Raw genomic sequence first — 1,410 nt, forward strand, 5'->3', positions numbered from 1 at the left:
GCCCCGCGCGCCCGCACCCGCACCGCCCCCCGCACCGAGGCCGCCGCGGCCTCGGGGCGCGGCCGCGGACGGCGCGTGCCGCTGGGGCTGGGTGACGGCGACGGGGATGGCGGCGGCGGCGGGGACGACAGCTCCGGCGAGCGCCGCGACCTGCGCCGGCTGCTGCTGGCCCTGCGCGCCCTGCGCGGCGGCGACTTTGGCGTGCGCATCGCCGAAGTCTACGGCGACCCGCTGATGGAGGAGATCGCCGACACCTTCAACGACATCGCCCAGCTCAACCAGCGCATCACCGAAGAGATCGGCCGCGTCAGCATGACGGTGGGGCGGCAGGGGCAGATGACCGACCGCGCCGCCATCGGCCCCGTGGGCGGCGGGTGGAGCAACAAGATCAACTCCGTCAACCAGCTCATCAGCGATCTCATCACCCCCACCACCGAGGTGGCCCGCGTGCTGAGCGCCGTGGCCCGCGGCGACCTGGGGCAAAAGATGGCGCTGGAGATCGACGGCAAGCCGGTGCAGGGCGAGTTCCTTCGCATCGCCACCACCGTGAACACCATGGTGGACCAGCTCAGCGCCTTTTCGTCCGAGGTGACGCGCGTGGCGCGCGAGGTGGGCACCGAGGGCGTGCTGGGCGGCCAGGCCGAGGTGCCCAACGTAAGCGGCACGTGGAAGGACCTCACGGACTCCGTGAACTTCATGGCCAGCAACCTGACCGGCCAGGTGCGCAACATCGCCCTGGTCGCGACGGCCATCGCCAACGGCGACCTGAGCCAGAAGATCACGGTGGACGTGAAGGGCGAGATGCTGGAGCTGAAGAACACCATCAACTCCATGGTCGATCAGCTCAGCGCCTTCGCCAGCGAAGTGACGCGCGTCGCCAAGGAAGTGGGAACGGAAGGCCGGCTGGGCGGCCAGGCGCGGGTGGAAGACGTGGCCGGCGTGTGGCGTGACCTGACGGACAACGTGAACCAGCTGGCCGGCAACCTGACGGTGCAACTGCGCGACGTGAGCGCGGTGGCCACCGCCATCGCCGACGGCGACCTGACCCGCAAGATCACCGTCGAGGCGCAGGGCGAGATCCTTCAGATCAAGGAGGTCATCAACTCCATGGTCGACCGGCTCTCCGTGTTCGCCGACGAGGTGACGCGCGTGGCCCGTGAGGTGGGTACCGAGGGCGTGCTGGGCGGACAGGCGGAGGTGCCCAACGTGGCCGGCACGTGGAAGGACCTTACGGACTCCGTGAACTTCATGGCGTCCAACCTGACCGGGCAGGTGCGCAACATCGCCGACGTTACCACGGCCGTGGCGCGCGGAGATCTTTCTCGGAAGATCACGGCGGACGTCAAGGGCGAGATGCTGGCGCTGAAGAACACCATCAACTCCATGGTGGACCAGCTCAGCGCCTTCGCG

Annotated in this window: 1 protein-coding gene; it reads left to right on the plus strand. The window is 69.3% G+C overall.

All coding sequences use genetic code 11. The features are described from left to right. Positions 1–87: 87 nt before the first annotated feature. On the plus strand, positions 88–1,410 hold a 1,323-nt coding region (locus ACOJUJ_RS27550), incomplete at its 3' end, for a HAMP domain-containing protein (protein ID WP_420130148.1).

It is taken from the genome of Longimicrobium sp., from assembly GCF_048594345.1.
Taxonomy (GTDB): Bacteria; Gemmatimonadota; Gemmatimonadetes; order Longimicrobiales; family Longimicrobiaceae; genus Longimicrobium.